The organism is Micromonospora aurantiaca ATCC 27029, from assembly GCF_000145235.1.
GTDB classification, from domain to species: Bacteria; Actinomycetota; Actinomycetes; order Mycobacteriales; family Micromonosporaceae; genus Micromonospora; species Micromonospora aurantiaca.
Genome location: NC_014391.1, coordinates 1527978 through 1542910 on the forward strand (window position 1 = coordinate 1527978; position 14933 = coordinate 1542910).

The following is a 14933-nucleotide window of genomic DNA, read 5'->3' on the forward strand; positions in this document are numbered from 1 at the left end:
CGCACGACCTCGGAGTGAGGAGTGCAGTGGCAGGAAAGGCCCGCGTACACGAGCTTGCCAAGGAGCTCGGGGTCGAAAGCAAGACCGTTCTCGCCAAGCTCAAGGAAATGGGCGAGTTCGTGAAGTCCGCGTCCAGCACCGTCGAGGCGCCTGTCGCCCGGCGGCTGCGTAGCGCGTTCGTAGCCGGTTCGTCGGCGCCTGCCGGCCCGCCGGCTGCCGCGCCCAGTGGCCCGGCACCGACCCCGACGCCCACCCCGACCCCGGGTGCCCCCCGGGTCTCGGCCAAGCCGATGCCGCCCCGGCGTCCGGCCGCGCCGACCCCTGGACCGAAGCCCAAGGGCCCGGTCCCCGGCCCGCCGCAGCCGGCGACTCCGGTCGCCAAGCCGGCGAGCGCGCACGACATCGAAGTGGCGGCCGCCGAGGCGCGTGCCGCCGCGCTCAAGGCTGAGCAGGAGGCCGCGGTCAAGGCCGCCCAGGCCGCCCGTCAGCAGCAGCGCGAGACCGTACGCCGGGAGCCCCCGGCCGAGGGCGGTGCTCGCCCGGGTCCGCGTCCCGGCCCGAACGCCATGCCGCCGCGTCCGGGTTCCCCGGCCGCCGGTCGTCCCGGCGGTCCGGGTCAGGGTCAGGGCCCCGGTGCCCGGCCCGGCGGTCGTCCGCCGGCGCGTGGCGCCGGTAACAACCCGTTCGGCATCCAGGGCGGCCAGCAGCAGCGGCCCCCGGCCGCCGGTGCGGGCGGTCCCCGTCCCAGCCCGGCCGGCATGCCGCCGCGGCCCAGCCCGGCGTCGATGCCGCCGCGGCCGAGCCCGGCCTCGATGCCGAGCCAGCGCCCGACCACCGGCCGCCCCGGCGGCCCCGGTGGCGGTCGTGGCGGACCCGGTGGAGGCGCCGGTCGTCCGGGCGGTCCCGGCGGCGGTGGCGGTGGCTACCGTGGTGGACCCGGTGGCGGCGGCGGTGGCGGTGGCTACCGCGGCGGTCCCGGTGGCGGCGGCGGTGGCGGTGGCTACCGCGGCGGTCCCGGCGGCGGTGGCGGTGCTCCCGGCGGTGGTTTCCGTCCGGGTGGCCCGGTCGGCGGCGGTGGCCGTCCCGGCGGCGGTGGCCGTGGCCGTGGCGGTGGCGCGGCGGGTGCCTTCGGGCGTCCCGGCGGCCGGCCGACCCGCGGTCGCAAGTCCAAGAAGCAGCGCAGACAGGAGTTCGACAACCTGTCGGCCCCGACCATGTCCTCGGGTGCGCCCCGCGGTCAGGGTCAGGTCGTCCGGTTGTCCCGTGGCGCCTCGCTGTCGGACTTCGCCGACAAGATCAACGCCAACCCGGGTTCGCTGGTCCAGGAGATGTTCAACCTGGGCGAGATGGTGACGGCGACCCAGTCGTGCTCCGACGAGACCCTGCAGCTGCTGGGTGAGCACCTCGGCTTCGACGTGCAGATCGTCAGCCCGGAGGACGAGGACCGCGAGCTGCTCGCGCAGTTCAACATCGACCTCGACGCCGAGGTCGCGGCGGACCGCCTGGTCAGCCGTGCGCCGGTGGTGACCGTCATGGGTCACGTCGACCACGGTAAGACCAAGCTGCTCGACGCGATCCGCAAGGCGAACGTGGTGGCCGGCGAGGCGGGTGGCATCACCCAGCACATCGGCGCCTACCAGGTCCACGTCCCGCACGAGGGCGAGGACCGCGCGGTGACGTTCATCGACACCCCGGGTCACGAGGCGTTCACCGCCATGCGTGCCCGTGGTGCCCAGGTCACGGACATCGTGATCCTGGTGGTCGCGGCCGACGACGGCGTCATGCCGCAGACCATCGAGGCGCTCAACCACGCCAAGGCGGCGGACGTGCCGATCGTGGTCGCGGTCAACAAGGTCGACAAGCCCGAGGCGAACCCGGACAAGGTCCGCCAGCAGCTGACCGAGTACGGCCTGGTCGCCGAGGAGTACGGCGGCGACACCATGTTCGTCAACGTGGCGGCCAAGCCCGGTATCGGCATCGAGGAACTGCTCGAGGCCGTGCTGCTGACCGCCGACGCGTCGCTGGAGCTGACCGCTCCGATCGACGGGCCGGCGCAGGGTGTCGCGATCGAGGCGCACCTGGACAAGGGCCGTGGCGCGGTGGCGACCGTGCTGGTGCAGAAGGGCACCCTGCGTGCCGGTGACTCGATCGTCGCCGGTGGGGCGCACGGCCGGGTCCGGGCCATGCTCGACGAGAACGGCAAGCCGGTCGATTCGGCTGGTCCGGCCCGTCCGGTCATGGTGCTGGGTCTGACCACGGTGCCGGGTGCGGGTGACACCTTCCTGGCCGCCGAGGACGACCGCACCGTGCGGCAGATCGCCGAGCAGCGTCAGGCACGGCGGAGGGCGGCGTCGTTCGCCAACTCCCGTGGCCGGGCCACTCTCGAGACGCTCATGGAGCAGCTCAAGGAGGGCGAGAAGACCTCGCTCAACCTGGTGCTCAAGGGCGACGTCTCCGGTTCCGTGGAGGCGCTCGAGGACGCGCTGTTCAACCTCGACATCCCGGAGGAGGTCCAGCTTCGGATCATCCACCGGGGCGTGGGCGCGATCACCGAGAGCGACGTCATGCTCGCGAGCGCCTCGTCCGAGGCGGTCACGATCATCGGCTTCAACGTGCGGGCCTCGAACAAGGTCCGCGAGATGGCCGACCGCGAGGGCGTGGAGATCCGGTACTACACCGTCATCTACCAGGCCATCGAGGAGATCGACGCCGCGCTCAAGGGTCTGCTCAAGCCGGAGTACGAGGAGGTCGAGCTGGGCACCGCGGAGATCCGCGACGTCTTCCGCTCGTCCAAGATCGGCAACATCTCCGGCTGTATCGTCCGGTCCGGCCTCATCCGCCGCAACGCCAAGGCGCGGCTGCTGCGGGACGGGGCGGTCGTGGCGGACAACCTCACGATCAGCTCCTTGAAGCGGTTCAAGGACGACGCGACCGAGGTCCGCGAGGGCTTCGAGTGTGGTCTGACGCTGGGCGGCTACAACAACGTCCAGGTCGGCGACGTCATCGAGACGTTCGAGATGCGCGAGAAGCCGCGCGCCTGACGACCACGCGTAAGACCGGCCGGCGGCCGGGGCCTTCGGGCCCCGGCCGTCGCCGTCTGCTCAGGCTGCGACAATCTGCGGCGTGATCCGGTACGCGCTGCTCCTCGCCCCCTCCGCCAATCGCGTCTACGCCGACGCGGCGGCCCGGCTGGCCCGCGCCGAGCTGGCCGTGTTCGCCGGTTCCGGCGTGCTGGACGTCGTACCGGCCGCCGCAGAGGTGACCGGGATCGGCGGGGTGGAGTACCTGACGTTCACCACCGCCGAACCGGGGCTGGGCGAGCGGGACCTGGCCCACCTGGCGAACCTTTCGGCGGCGTACGCGCTGTTCGAGCGGGTCGGCGACGACCTGCTGCGGCCGGTGCCGCTGCGCCCGCTGGCCCGGTACGACTCCGACCTGATCACCATTCCCAAGTACGCCGGAAAGACCAACGAGCAGTTCACCCGGCTGCTGCTCAACGTCACAGTGCTCGCCTCCGCCGCCGCGCCGCGGATGCTGGACGGGCCGGTGGTGGTGCTGGATCCGCTCTGCGGCCGGGGCACCACGCTCAACCAGGCCCTGATGTACGGCTACGACGGCATCGGCATCGAGCGTGACAGTCAGGACGTGGACGCGTACGCCGCGTTCCTGCGTACCTGGCTGCGCCGCAAGCGGCTCAAGCACACCACCGACTCGACGTCGGTGCGCCGGGACCGCAAGCTGGTGGCCCGCCGGTTCGAGGCGGTGCTCGCGCCGTCGCGGGACGAGCACCGGGCCGGGGCCACCCAGCGCGTCATTGTGCTGCACACCGACACCACCCGGGCCCGCGAGGCGTTGCGCGCCCGCTGTGCGGACGTGATCGTCACCGACGCGCCGTACGGCGTGGCGCACGGCAGCCGTACCGACCACGGGTTGTCCCGCAGTCCGCTGGAGCTGCTCACCGCCGCCGTGCCCGTGTGGCGGGAGCTGCTGCGCCCGGGCGGGGCGCTCGGCCTGTCCTGGAACACGCACGTGGCCCCGCGGGCGCAGGCGGAGGCGGTGCTGGCCGACGCCGGGCTGCGCGTGCTCGACGGCCCGGGCTTCGGTGACTTCGCCCACCGGGTCGACCAGGCGATCGAGCGGGACGTGCTGGTGGCTGTCGCGCCTTAATCGCGTGCCGGGGTGCGCCGCCCGGCGTACCGTTGCTCGCCGTGTATACCGGAACCGCACTGTTCGACCTGTTGCTCCCGGGTGACTCCCGGTCCCTGAAGGCCAAGCGGTCCTACGTCCGGCCGATCGTCGCCGCGCTGCGCAAGTTCGAGGTCTCCGCCGCCGAGGTGGGGGCGCTGGACCTGCACGGCCGGGCCGAGATCGGGGTGGCGGTGGTGGCCGCCGAGCCGGCCCACGTCCGTGAGGTGCTCGACTCCTGCGAGCGGCTGGTCGCCGCCCGCCCGGAGACCGAGCTGCTGTCGGTGCGCCGTCGTCTGCACGGCGCGGACGACTGACGGCGCGTCGCGCGGTACTCCGGCCGTGCCGCGCGACGCCCGGCCGGGCGCGGGTAGTGTTCTTCAGCGTTGGGCGGTCGGACCCGGCGGCGCCCACGCGCCCGCCGTCTCCGGCCGACGGCCCGGATCGCCTGGTGATCCGGCGCCGTCATTGGTACAGGTGATCCCGGAGGTGGGGGACATGACGGATCAGGCAAAGGTTCGCCGGCACGCGGAGCGCATCCGGGAACTTGTCGCGTCGGTGGTGCGCAGCCAGATCAAGGACCCCCGGCTCGGCATGATCACGATCACCGACGCCCGGATCACCGCCGACCTGCGCGACGCCACTGTCTTCTACACGGTGCTCGGCGACGCGGCGGCCCAGGCGAGCACCGCCGCCGCGCTGGAGAGCGCCAAGGGCATGCTGCGCAGCACCGTCGGCAAGGCGCTCGGGCTGCGGCACTCGCCGACGCTCACGTTCGTCCTCGACGACGTGCAGGACCAGGTCAAGCACATCGACGACCTGCTCGCCGCCGCACGTACCGCCGACGCCGAGGTGCAGCGCCTCGCCGCCCAGGCCTCGTACGCGGGTGACGCCCAGCCGTACCGGGACGAGGACGAGGACGACGAGGACGCCCCGGCCGAGGACGAGGGCGACGACGAGCCGCGCGCCGGCGACCGCCGGTGACCGAGGCCGCCGCGGGTGGCGCGCCGGCCGGGCCCACCGAGACCGCATGGGCGGCCGCCGTCGCGGCGGTACGCGATCTCCCCGCCGACGCGCGGGTGCTGCTGATCTGCCACGTGAACCCGGACGGGGACGCGCTGGGCAGCATGCTCGGCTTCGGGCTGGGTCTGCGCCGGCTCGGCGTACGCGATCTACAGGCCACCTTCCCCGGCCCGCCGGAGGTGCCGGAGCCGTTCCGGTGGATGCCCGGCGTGGACCTGCTGGTGCCGCAGGACGACGCGTACCCGGCTCCGGACCTGGTGATCTGCTTCGACGCGGCGAGCGAGTCCCGGCTGGGCGACCTGGCCGACCGGCTGGACACGGCCGGCACGTCGCTCGTTCTCGACCACCACGCCTCGAACAGCGGGTTCGGCCGGATCAGCCTGGTCGACCCGCACGCCGCCGCCACCTCCGTGGTCGCGCTGGAGCTGCTGGACCGGCTCGGCGTGACGCTGGACGCGGATATCGCGACCGGGCTGTACGTCGCGCTGACCACCGACACCGGCTCGTTCCGCTTCGAGGCGACCACACCGGCCGTACACGAGACGGCCGCCCGCCTGATCGCCACGGGCATCAGGCCCGGTGACATCTCCCGGCGGATCTTCGACACCCGCCCGTTCGGCGCCGTCCGCCTCTTCGGCGAGGTGCTGGGCCGGGCCGCGCTGGAACCGGCGGCCGCCGCCGGGCACGGCCTCGTCTGGACGTACGCCACCCGCGACGACCTGGTCCGCCACGACCAGCCCGCCTACGTGCTGGAGGCGCTGATCGACTCGGTGCGCTGCACCGCCGAGGCGGACGTGAGCTGCGTGGTGAAGCAGTCGGGCGAGGCGGAGTGGGCGGTGTCGCTGCGCAGCAAGGGCGCGGTGGACGTGAGCCGGGTGGCGGTGGCGCTCGGCGGCGGCGGGCACCGGTTCGCCGCCGGTTTCACCGGCCGGGGAGCGCTCGACGAGGTGGTCGGACGGATCCGCGCCGAGTTGGCCACCGGCGCGGTGACCCCCGTGGCGTGAGGCGCCCGGCTGGAGCGATATGTCCTTCTGGTCCGGTCGATCCGGTGCGGCGGCGATCGGAACTGTGAGCCGATCGGCGCGTTTTCGGGGGATCACGACGCGTGCCGGGCTTTCCGCGGTGCGTCACGCTGGGGACAATCGGGTGATGGATCATCCCCGTGAGCTCACCGTCGAGGCGCCCCGGGCCTGGGACCGGCCGGTCGTCTCCGTGCCGGTGCTGATCTGCCTCTCTCTGGTCGGCGGCCAGATGCCGTCCTTCTCGACCGCGGCGAACCTCTACATCCTCACCACCGGCGGGGGGTTGATCTGGGTCGGCCTGAGCAACCGGGTGCCCCGGCGTCCGGCGCCGCGCCGGTTGCCGTCGGTCGCGCTCTGGTGGCTGGTCCCGGTGACCGTCTTCGGGGTCTTCGAGGGGGCGACGTTCGTGATGGCGGTGGGTGACGACTTCCCCACCTTCTCCCGGCTGGCCGATCCGCTGCTGGAGGACAACCTGGCCCGCTCGGCGGCCTGGTTCGCGTGGCTGTCCGCGTTCTGGGGACTGGTGCGCCGATGATGCGGGCACTGGCGATCGGCGGGTTTCTGGTCTCGATCGTGCTGTTCGCCGTGGTCGAGTGGGCCGCGCGCCGCGAGGGGTCGCGGATCCCGTCGCTGGCCGACGTCTGCGCGTTCGTGATGCGGTACGAGGTGGGCCCGGTGCCGGTCGGCCGGATCGGGCTGTTCGGCTTCTGGTGGTGGCTGGGCTGGCACTTCCTGGCCCGCTGACCGCCCTCGCCGGACCGGACGACGACGTTGATCTTTCCGCATTTCGGGAACAGCGGGCAGCATCTGGAAAGTGAACGTTAATTTGGGTGCGGGACCGGCGCTTCGCGGCGCTGGTCACGGGCGGTGGTGCCGCACCCGGCTTCGCCTCCCTCCAGGGTCAGACCGACCCGGGCTCCCGCTGCCAGGCGAGCCGCTCCGGTGATCCCGGACCGCTGCCGGGCGCTCAGCCGCCGACGACTTCCGGTCGCGGCGCGATTCGCTGTCGCGCCGATCCGGAGCGCCGGGCGCCCGTAGGACCGCCACGTCCCGGCGGTCCGCACCCTGGAAGGACCTTGAGATGCCGAGCAAGCGCAAGCCGCAGACCGAGACCACCACCGACGAGGCGCGCGAGCAGATGCGCCGCGCGCTGCAGACCTCGATGGACACCCGTCAGTGACATACGCCGTCCGGCGGTGACGCCGGCCGGGCCCGAGGACCACACCCCGGCCCGACGCCGACGTCACCGCCGCTCGGGAACCCGCCCGCTTCCCGGCCGCTGTGGGTAAGTAGTCGCCTGCCTTGCGTGCCTTACTGGGGGCGTGCCAGGATCGGCGGCGATGAGCACCACCGCCACCTCCGTCACCGCCTCGCCGCGGCGGATCGCCGCGCTCGCGCTGCCCGCCCTCGTGGTGCTGGCCGCCGAGCCGCTCTACGTCCTGGTCGACACCGCGGTGGTCGGTCACCTCGGCCGGGTGCCGCTGGCCGCGCTCGCCGTCGGCGGCACGGTCATGACGCTCACCGCCTGGGTCGGGACCGTCGTCGCGTACGGCACAACGGGCCGCTCGGCCCGCCGCTTCGGGGCGGGGGACCGGGCCGCCGCGGTGGCCGAGGGCGTCCAGGCGTCCTGGCTCGCGCTCGCCACCGGAGTGCTGGTGGCGGTCGCCATCGGCATCGGTGGGGGCGCGCTGGCGCGTACCCTCGTCGGCGGCCCCGGCGAGGTGGCCGACGCCGCCGCCGGGTGGCTGCGGATCGCGGCTCTCGGCGCGCCCGGCCTGCTGCTCGCCGCCGCCGGCAACGGCTGGCTGCGCGGCATCCAGGACACCCGCCGCCCGCTGCTGTTCGTGCTCGGCCCGAACCTGCTCTCCGCGGTGCTCTGCCCGCTGCTCGTCTACCCGGCCGGGCTCGGCCTGGTCGGCTCGGCGGTGGCGAACGCGATCGCGCAGACGCTGTCCGGGGTGCTGTTCGCGGCGGCGCTGGTGCGGGAGCGGGTCTCGCTGCGCCCCCGGCCGCGGGTGATCGGTCAGCAGCTCGTGCTCAGCCGGGACCTCCTCGTGCGGGGCGTCGCGTTCCAGGCCAGCTTCCTGTCCGCCACAGCCGTCGCGGCCCGCTTCGGGGCCGCCGCGGTCGGCGCGCACCAGATCGCCGTACAGCTGTGGTTCTTCACCGCGCTGGTGCTCGACGCGCTGGCCATCGCCGCGCAGTCGCTGGTCGGCGCCGCGCTCGGCGGCGGCGACGCGGCGGCCGCGCGGTTCCTGGCCCGCCGCATCGCGCTGCTCGGCGGGCTGTGCGGCGTGGCCTTCGCGGTGCTCATCGCCGCCGGCGCCGGCGTCGTGCCGTCGTGGTTCAGCTCCGATCCGCAGGTACGCGAGCAGGCCATGACGGCCTGGCCGTGGTTCGTGGCGCTCCAGCCGATCGGCGGCGTGGTGTTCGCGCTCGACGGGGTGCTGATCGGCGCGGGCGACGTGCGCTACCTGCGCAACCTCACCATCGTGTGTGCGTTCGGCGGGTTCCTGCCGGCGATCTGGCTGGCCTACGGGTTCGACCTCGGGCTGGGCGGGATCTGGGCCGGACTGACGCTGTTCGTGGTGCTGCGGCTGGCCGGCCTGCTGCTGCGGATGCGCTCGGGTGCGTGGGCGGTGGTCGGCGCGGTGCGCTGACGCCGGTCAGCAGGTGTCCGGCAGATCGACCGTCTTGTCCGGGTCGAAGACCGCGTCCGGGTCCGGGTCGGCCGGCCCGCCGAACGACTGCTTGCCGAGCGCGAGCAGCCCTTTGTCCAGCGCGGCGCAGTCGATGTTGGAGGCGTACGAGTCGGCCCGCTCGATCCACAGCCCGGCGGAGGCAGTGGTCACGTCGGCCGGGTGCGGGATGCTCCATTTCACCGTGTCGTGGACCACCACGACGCCGTCGCCCGGCGTGGGGCTGGTGGTGGGGAACGCGTACGCCCAGACGAAGTTCGTGGTCACCTCCAGGATGCGGATGCCGTCCCGGTCCTTCGTCGCCCGGTAGCTGATCCGGCCCTTGACCCGGGGCTGGTCGGCGGTGAGCCGGGCGCCGGGGGCGAGCCGGGTCGCGTAGGTGCTCGCCTCGCCGGTGGGGAAGTCGTCGCGCACGCCGGCCCGCGCGTCCGGGGCGAACTGGCGCACCAGCCGCTCCGGGTCCTTCGCGGTGAAGAAGGTGCGGTCCAGCCGGGCGGTGACCAGCGCCTTGCGTACCTTGGCCAGCGTGTCGGCCACCTGCTTCTCGGTGAACGGGCCGGTGCGCTTGGCGCGGGGCAGCGCGATTCCCGCCGCGCCCTCCGGGAAGGCCGCCGCCGGGGTGCCGTCGAACGGGCCGGCGGCCGGCGGGGTCGAGGCCGACGAGGACGCCTGCTCACCGACCGGCAGGCTCACCGTGGGGTGTTCGGCGGCCGGTTCCCGCCAGCGCTGGAAGCCCTGGTAGCCGAGGCCCCCGACGAGCCCGAAGAACGCGAGCAGCACCAGCGCGAGTACGCCGCCGAGCAGCTTGCCGGAGTGCCCGCCGAGCGCGATCCGCAGGCGGTCCGCGCGGCCGGGCGGCACCTCGGGCTCGGGCCGGCGCAGCCACTCGGGCACCCGTCCCAACTCGTCCTCCGGCGGGCCGGCGGAGAAGTAGGGGTCGGGGGCGGAGCGGTGATCGGTCATCGGACTTCCCGGGCAGACGGGGCGCTGGCGCACGATCTTGACACCCCGCCGAAGCTGGGCGGTATCCCCCGCAGGGCCGATCACCGACGTCTGGCAGGCTTGGCGGTCGTGAGCACAGACGGTCTGATCGTGGTCGACAAGCCCGGCGGCATGACGTCGCACGACGTCGTGGCCCGCATCCGGCGGCTGGCGCGTACCCGCCGCGTCGGTCACGGCGGCACGCTCGACCCGATGGCCACCGGCGTCCTCGTGATCGGGGTGGGCCGGGCGACCCGGCTGCTCACGTACGTGATCGGCGCCGGCAAGAGCTACGCCGCGACGATCCGGCTGGGACAGGCCACGGTCACCGACGACGCCGAGGGCGAGGTGGTCGCGACCACCCCGGCCGGAGCGGTCACCGACGACGGGGTACGCGCCGCGCTGGCCGCCCTCACCGGCGAGATCGACCAGGTGCCGAGCGCGGTCAGCGCCATCAAGATCGACGGGCAGCGGGCGTACAAGCGGGTCCGCGACGGGGAGGCGGTCGAGCTGCCCGCCCGCCGGGTCACCGTGTCGCGGCTGGACGTGCTGGCGATCCGCCGGGACGTCCCGGACGTGGTGGACGTGGACGTGGACGTGACCTGCTCGTCCGGGACGTACATCAGGGCGCTGGCCCGCGACGCGGGCGCGGCGCTCGGCGTCGGCGGTCACCTCACCGCGCTGCGCCGGACCGCTGTGGGCGGGTTCACGCTCGCCGAGGCGGCCACGCTCGACCAGCTCGAGGAGCGCGCGCCGGACGTGGTGAACCTGCCGCTGGACGCCGCCGCCGCGCGGTTCTTCCCGCGCCGGGACGCCACCGCCGACGAGACCCGGGTGCTGTCCCACGGCGGGCCGCTCGCGCCCGCCGGGATCACCGGGCCGTACGCGGTCTTCGACCCGGCGGGCGGGCTGATCGCTATCGTCAGCGAGCGGGACGGTCGGGCCCGCGCGGAGATCGTGCTGGCCCCGGCCTGAACGGCGCGCGGGCGGACAGGGGGAGGAACGGCATGCAGCGGTGGCGGGGGTACGAGGCGGCGCCCGGCGGCTGGGGACGCTCGGTGGTCACCATCGGCGTCTTCGACGGCGTGCACCGGGGGCACCAGGCCACCATCGGTCACGCCGTGGCGCGCGCCCGGGAGCTGGGCGTCAAGTCGGTGGTGGTGACGTTCGACCCGCACCCGGCCGAGGTGGTACGCCCCGGCTCGCACCCGGCGGTGCTGACCGAGCCGGCCCGCAAGGCCGAGCTGATCGAGGCGCTCGGCGTGGACGTGCTCTGCGTGGTGCCGTTCACCGTCGAGTTCTCCCGGCTGCCACCCGAGGCGTTCGTGCACGACGTCCTGGTCGCGCACCTGCACGCCGCGCTGGTGGTGGTCGGTGACAACTTCCGGTTCGGGCACCGGGCCGCCGGTGACGTGCCGCTGCTGGAGCGGCTGGGCCGCACCTTCGGGTTCGCCGTCGAGGGGGCGCCGCTGGTCGCCGAGGCGGGGACCGTCTTCTCCTCCACGTACATCCGGTCCTGCGTCGACGCGGGGGACGTGGGCGCGGCGGCGGCGGCGCTCGGCCGCCCGCACCGCGTCGAGGGCGTGGTGGTCCGCGGCGACCAGCGCGGACGTGAGCTGGGTTACCCCACCGCCAACCTGCTGACCCACAGGTACGCGGCGGTGCCGGCCGACGGGGTGTACGCGGCCCGCCTGGTGCGCCGCGACGGCGAACCGCTGGCGGCGGCCGTGTCGATCGGCACCAACCCGACGTTCTCCGGCCGGGAGCGGCGGGTGGAGGCGTACGCGCTGGACTTCAGCGGCGACCTGTACGGCGAGCGGCTGGCGCTCGACTTCGTGGCGCACCTGCGTGAGCAGCGGACATACGACGCGATCGAACCGCTGGTGGCCCAGATCGCCGAGGACGTGGAACGCACCCGCCGGGCGGTGCTCTGACCGGCGCGGGGCCACCTTGACCGGCCGTCCGTCCCGAGGGCTGGTAGGCTGACGGAGACGTCGGCTGACCGACGGGGGCCTCGCGTGCCTGCACGACGCCGCGGGTGCGAGGAACCGGTCCGTTGCACCGGTCACCACGACCGCTCCGGACCTCATCGAATGACCCACGAAACAGGGAGAACATGGCGCTCGACCAGGAAGCCAAGGCCAAGATCCGCCAGGAGTACGCGACCGCCGAGGGCGACACCGGCTCGCCCGAGGTGCAGGTCGCGGTCCTGACCAAGCGGATCGCGGAGCTCACCGAGCACCTGAAGGTGCACAAGCACGACCACCACAGCCGCCGTGGGCTGCTGCTGCTGGTCGGCCGGCGCCGCCGGCTGCTGAACTACGTCCAGAAGAAGGACATCAACCGCTACCGGTCGCTCATCGAGCGGCTCGGCCTGCGCCGATGACCTGACGGGGGAGTGGCCGCCTGGCCGCTCCCCCGTTGCAGTACCACCGAAGAACCCGGCCGCGCGACACCCGAAGAGGGAGCCGGTCAGCACCGGTCTCCGGTAGTGGCCCCCGGGAATCCCGGCACGACGCCGGCCACCCCGGGCGCTTCGATCGAAGACCGGCCGCCTGAGCAGTTCCCGTGTCGTCGGCCGACGACGCGAAGGAGCACCACAGCACATGACCGAGACCAACCTCGGCACCGAATCCCGCACCGCGGTGATCGACAACGGGTCCTTCGGCACCCGTGAGATCACCTTCTCCACCGGCCGCCTGGCCCGTCAGGCCGCCGGCTCCGTCGTCGCCCAGCTCGGCGAGACGGTCGTCCTCTCCGCCACCACCGCCGGCAAGCAGCCGCGCGAGTCGTTCGACTTCTTCCCGCTGACGGTGGACGTCGAGGAGCGGATGTACGCCGCGGGCCGCATCCCCGGCTCGTTCTTCCGCCGCGAGGGCCGGCCCAGCGAGGACGCCATCCTCACCTGCCGGCTGATCGACCGGCCGCTGCGCCCGTCGTTCGTCAAGGGCCTGCGCAACGAGGTCCAGGTCGTCGAGACCGTGCTGGCGCTCGACCCGCAGCACCCGTACGACGTGGTGGCCATCAACGCCGCCTCGATGTCGACCAAGCTCTCCGGCCTGCCGTTCTCCGGCCCGATCGGCGCGACCCGGGTCGCGCACGTGGACGGCCAGTGGGTCGCCTTCCCGACCCTGGAGGAGCTGGCCCGGGCCACCTTCGACATGGTCGTGGCCGGCCGCACCCTCGCCGACGGCGAGGTCGCGATCATGATGGTCGAGGCCGAGGCCACCCCGAACGCGGTGGCCCTGATCTCCGACGGCGCCACCGCGCCGACCGAGGAGATCGTGGCCAGCGGCCTGGAGGCCGCCAAGCCGGCCATCCGTGAGCTGTGCCGGGCGCAGAGCGAGCTGGCCGAGGTCGCCGCCAAGCCGGTCAGCGAGTTCCCGGTCTTCCTGGACTACCAGGACGACGTCTACGACGCGGTGGCCGACGTGGCCCGCGCCGACGTCACCGAGGCCCTGAAGATCGCCGGCAAGGCCGACCGCGAGGAGGCCCTGGACCGGATCAAGGCCAAGGTCGCCGAGGAGCTGACCGGCCGGTTCGAGGGCCGCGAGAAGGAGCTGTCCGCCGCGTTCCGCTCGCTGACCAAGTCCGAGGTCCGCAACCGGGTGCTGCGCGAGCAGGTCCGCATCGACGGCCGCGGCCCGCGTGACATCCGTCCGCTGAGCGCCGAGGTCGGCGTGCTGCCGCGGGTGCACGGCTCGGCGCTGTTCGAGCGCGGCGAGACCCAGATCCTGGGCGTCACCACGCTGAACATGCTGCGCATGGAGCAGATGGTGGACACGCTGTCCCCGGAGAACCGCAAGCGCTACATGCACAACTACAACTTCCCGCCGTACTCGACGGGTGAGACCGGCCGGGTCGGCTCGCCGAAGCGTCGCGAGATCGGTCACGGCGCGCTGGCCGAGCGGGCGCTGATCCCGGTGCTGCCGTCGCGCGAGGAGTTCCCGTACGCCATCCGGCAGGTCTCCGAGGCGCTCGGCTCCAACGGCTCCACCTCGATGGGTTCGGTCTGCGCCTCGACGCTGGGCCTGCTCTCGGCCGGTGTGCCGCTGAAGGCGCCGGTCGCCGGCATCGCCATGGGCCTCATCTCCGACGAGGTCGACGGCAAGACCCAGTACGTGACGCTGACCGACATCCTCGGCGCCGAGGACGCGTTCGGCGACATGGACTTCAAGGTCGCCGGCACCCGTGACTTCGTCACCGCGCTGCAGCTCGACACCAAGCTCGACGGCATCCCGTCGGACGTGCTGGCCGCCGCGCTGCAGCAGGCGCACGAGGCCCGGCAGACCATCCTCGACGTGATGCAGCGGGCCATCGAGGCGCCGGCCGAGATGTCGGACTACGCGCCGCGGGTCACCACCGTGAAGATCCCGGTCGACAAGATCGGCATGGTGATCGGCCCGAAGGGCCAGACCATCAACGCGATCCAGGACGAGACCGGCGCCGAGATCTCCATCGAGGACGACGGCACGATCTACGTCGGCGCGACCAACGGCCCGTCGGCCCAGGCCGCTGTTGACCGGATCAACGGCATCGCGAACCCGACCCTGCCGAAGGTGGGCGAGCGGTTCCTCGGCACGGTGGTGAAGACCGCCGCGTTCGGCGCCTTCATCTCGCTCCTGCCGGGCCGTGACGGCCTGCTGCACATCTCCAAGGTGGGCGACGGCAAGCGGGTCGAGAAGGTCGAGGACTTCCTCAACGTCGGCGACAAGGTCGAGGTGGAGATCGCGGACATCGACGCCCGCGGCAAGATCTACCTGGACAAGATCCGTCCGGAGGGCGCTGAGGCGCCGGCCGCCGGTGAGGCGGCCGGTGGCGACCGTCCGTCGGGCCGGGACCGCGGCGGCGACCGTGGCCCGCGTGACCGCGGTGACCGGGGTGGCGAGCGCCGCTCCGAGGGTGGCGAGCGCCGCTCCGAGGGTGGCGAGCGCCGCTCCGAGGGTGGCGAGGGCGGCGGCGAGTCCCGTCCGCGTCGCCGGACCCGGCACAGCTGATCCACCGACCGGCCCGGGTGACGTCC

At 73.5% G+C, this 14933-nt stretch carries 13 protein-coding genes; 12 read left to right on the top strand and 1 reads right to left on the bottom strand.

The genetic code is table 11. The features are described from left to right. Nucleotides 1-26 precede the first annotated feature (26 nt). The 8 genes from infB to MICAU_RS07400 all read left to right on the top strand — a co-directional run bounded on the left by infB (nucleotide 27) and on the right by MICAU_RS07400 (nucleotide 8890). The gene (infB, locus tag MICAU_RS07365; RefSeq protein ID WP_030269840.1) at nucleotides 27-3041 is read left to right on the top strand and encodes a translation initiation factor IF-2; all 3015 of its coding nucleotides are present in this window, start codon (nucleotides 27-29) and stop codon (nucleotides 3039-3041) included. Nucleotides 3042-3123: 82 nt separating this feature from the next. Further along, a complete protein-coding gene (locus tag MICAU_RS07370; RefSeq protein WP_013284667.1) occupies nucleotides 3124-4167 on the top strand; it encodes a TRM11 family SAM-dependent methyltransferase in 1044 nt (347 codons plus the stop codon). A 41-nt stretch (nucleotides 4168-4208) separates the two neighbouring features. Then, on the top strand, nucleotides 4209-4502 hold the full coding sequence (locus MICAU_RS07375; RefSeq protein ID WP_013284668.1) for a DUF503 domain-containing protein: 294 nt from the start codon (nucleotides 4209-4211) through the stop codon (nucleotides 4500-4502). A 181-nt stretch (nucleotides 4503-4683) separates the two neighbouring features. After that, complete coding sequence (rbfA, locus tag MICAU_RS07380; RefSeq protein ID WP_013284669.1) at nucleotides 4684-5169, top strand: 30S ribosome-binding factor RbfA; 486 nt, start codon at nucleotides 4684-4686, stop codon at nucleotides 5167-5169. Beyond that, nucleotides 5166-6212 carry a DHH family phosphoesterase gene (locus MICAU_RS07385; protein WP_013284670.1) on the top strand — a complete coding sequence of 349 codons (1047 nt, stop codon included), beginning with the start codon at nucleotides 5166-5168 and terminating at the stop codon, nucleotides 6210-6212. The genes rbfA and MICAU_RS07385 overlap by 4 nt, the downstream gene beginning before the upstream one ends. A 145-nt stretch (nucleotides 6213-6357) precedes the next feature. Then, entirely contained in the window at nucleotides 6358-6765 is a 408-nt protein-coding gene (locus MICAU_RS07390) for a hypothetical protein (RefSeq protein WP_013284671.1), read from the top strand. Then, complete coding sequence (locus tag MICAU_RS07395) at nucleotides 6765-6974, top strand: DUF6186 family protein (protein ID WP_030269837.1); 210 nt, start codon at nucleotides 6765-6767, stop codon at nucleotides 6972-6974. The genes MICAU_RS07390 and MICAU_RS07395 overlap by 1 nt, the downstream gene beginning before the upstream one ends. Nucleotides 6975-7570: 596 nt before the next feature. Beyond that, nucleotides 7571-8890 (top strand): MATE family efflux transporter, encoded by a 1320-nt coding sequence (locus MICAU_RS07400; protein WP_013284674.1) that lies wholly within the window; start codon nucleotides 7571-7573, stop codon nucleotides 8888-8890. A gap of 6 nt (nucleotides 8891-8896) precedes the next feature. On the opposite strand, the gene MICAU_RS07405 is transcribed toward MICAU_RS07400, so the two are convergent. After that, nucleotides 8897-9892, bottom strand: coding sequence for a hypothetical protein (locus tag MICAU_RS07405; RefSeq protein ID WP_013284675.1), 996 nt, complete (start codon nucleotides 9890-9892; stop codon nucleotides 8897-8899). A 108-nt stretch (nucleotides 9893-10000) separates the two neighbouring features. Between MICAU_RS07405 and truB the strand changes: the two genes are divergently transcribed. The 4 genes from truB to MICAU_RS07425 all read left to right on the top strand — a co-directional run bounded on the left by truB (nucleotide 10001) and on the right by MICAU_RS07425 (nucleotide 14907). After that, nucleotides 10001-10885: a tRNA pseudouridine(55) synthase TruB gene (truB, locus tag MICAU_RS07410; protein WP_013284676.1), complete on the top strand. Its 885-nt coding sequence runs from the start codon at nucleotides 10001-10003 to the stop codon at nucleotides 10883-10885. A 32-nt stretch (nucleotides 10886-10917) separates the two neighbouring features. Beyond that, nucleotides 10918-11844: a bifunctional riboflavin kinase/FAD synthetase gene (locus MICAU_RS07415; protein WP_013284677.1), complete on the top strand. Its 927-nt coding sequence runs from the start codon at nucleotides 10918-10920 to the stop codon at nucleotides 11842-11844. Nucleotides 11845-12026: 182 nt separating this feature from the next. Then, nucleotides 12027-12296, top strand: coding sequence for a 30S ribosomal protein S15 (gene rpsO, locus MICAU_RS07420; protein WP_013284678.1), 270 nt, complete (start codon nucleotides 12027-12029; stop codon nucleotides 12294-12296). A 220-nt stretch (nucleotides 12297-12516) separates the two neighbouring features. After that, nucleotides 12517-14907 (top strand): polyribonucleotide nucleotidyltransferase, encoded by a 2391-nt coding sequence (locus tag MICAU_RS07425; RefSeq protein WP_013284679.1) that lies wholly within the window; start codon nucleotides 12517-12519, stop codon nucleotides 14905-14907. Nucleotides 14908-14933 lie beyond the last annotated feature (26 nt).

Coding starts and splice junctions, on each gene's coding strand:
- MICAU_RS07400 (WP_013284674.1), top strand. CDS start 7,571: ATGAGCACCACCGCCACCTCCGTCACCGCCTCGCCGCGGCGGATCGCC.
- MICAU_RS07405 (WP_013284675.1), bottom strand. CDS start 9,892: ATGACCGATCACCGCTCCGCCCCCGACCCCTACTTCTCCGCCGGCCCG.
- rbfA (WP_013284669.1), top strand. CDS start 4,684: ATGACGGATCAGGCAAAGGTTCGCCGGCACGCGGAGCGCATCCGGGAA.
- MICAU_RS07390 (WP_013284671.1), top strand. CDS start 6,358: ATGGATCATCCCCGTGAGCTCACCGTCGAGGCGCCCCGGGCCTGGGAC.
- MICAU_RS07415 (WP_013284677.1), top strand. CDS start 10,918: ATGCAGCGGTGGCGGGGGTACGAGGCGGCGCCCGGCGGCTGGGGACGC.
- rpsO (WP_013284678.1), top strand. CDS start 12,027: ATGGCGCTCGACCAGGAAGCCAAGGCCAAGATCCGCCAGGAGTACGCG.
- MICAU_RS07425 (WP_013284679.1), top strand. CDS start 12,517: ATGACCGAGACCAACCTCGGCACCGAATCCCGCACCGCGGTGATCGAC.
- MICAU_RS07395 (WP_030269837.1), top strand. CDS start 6,765: ATGCGGGCACTGGCGATCGGCGGGTTTCTGGTCTCGATCGTGCTGTTC.